Raw genomic sequence first — 1117 nt, forward strand, 5'->3', positions numbered from 1 at the left:
TGTACTGTCCCGGCAGGTTGATGACACGGGGCTGGAATTGACGAAGTAAAGAGGACCTCCGGGTGTTATGTGGAGCTTGTCGAGAGCAAACACAGATACCAGGAGGTCCTCGTGTCCCACTCTAACGCGATCCTTGCCCCTGCCGGTCGGTTGAAGCTGGCCCGGTGTGTGGTCGATGGTCACTTGTCATTGCGTCTGGCCGCTGAGCGGTTCAATGTCTCTGTCCCGACCGCTGCCCGGTGGGCAAGACGTTACGTCGAATGCGGGGAAGCGGGCATGCTGGATCGTCCCAGCCGGCCCCTGAGCTGTCCGCACCGCAGTTCCGTGCGGACAGAACACCGGGTCGTGGGCCTTCGGACCTCCAGGCGGTGGGGGCCAGCACGGATCGCCTACCACCTGCATCTGAACATCTCCACAGTCCACCGGATCCTGCACCGCTATCACTGCCCTCCGCTTCGCTTCACGGACCGTTCCACCGGGATCAGGATCCGTCGGGAACACGCCCGCCGCTATGAGTACGCGTGGCCTGGAGAGATGATCCACGTTGATGTGAAGAAGCTCGGCCGGATCCCTGAGGGCGGAGGCCACCGGAGCGTGGGAAGACCGGCCGGTGAGGCGAACAAACGAACCCGGAACTCGGCCGAGGGCGTTTCCCGAGGACGCGGCCTGCTGCGCGGTTACACGTTCATCCATCACGCCGTCGATGACCACTCCCGGTACGTCTACTCCGAGATCCTTCCCGATGAGACCAAAGAGACCGCCGCGGCCTTCATGCGTAACGCGATCGCAGCGTTCGCCGCGCACGGCGTGAAGATCCAACGGGTCCTGACCGACAATGGCTCCTGCTACAGGTCCCGCCTCTTTGCCCAGACCCTGACGGATGCAGGCATCCGACACAAACGCACCAGGCCCTACCGGCCCCAGACCAACGGCAAAGTAGAACGCTTCAACCGCATCCTCTTGGAGGAATGGGCCTACGCCCGGCCCTACACCTCAGAAACCGAACGCCAAGCCTGTTACCAGGACTTCATCGAGCACTACAATCGCAGCAGGCCACACACGGCACTCAAAGGCGCCTCCCCAGCCAGCCGCGTCACCAACCTACCGGGTTAGTACA

At 62.8% G+C, this 1117-nt stretch carries 1 protein-coding gene; it reads left to right on the forward strand.

The genetic code is table 11. From position 1 onward, the window contains the following. Positions 1-111: 111 nt before the first annotated feature. On the forward strand, positions 112-1113 hold the full coding sequence (locus tag LRQ04_RS20490; RefSeq protein ID WP_235522142.1) for an IS481 family transposase: 1002 nt from the start codon (positions 112-114) through the stop codon (positions 1111-1113). The last annotated feature ends 4 nt before the right edge of the window (positions 1114-1117 follow it).

Source organism: Paenarthrobacter sp. AR 02 (assembly GCF_021538675.1).
Lineage (GTDB): Bacteria > Actinomycetota > Actinomycetes > Actinomycetales > Micrococcaceae > Arthrobacter.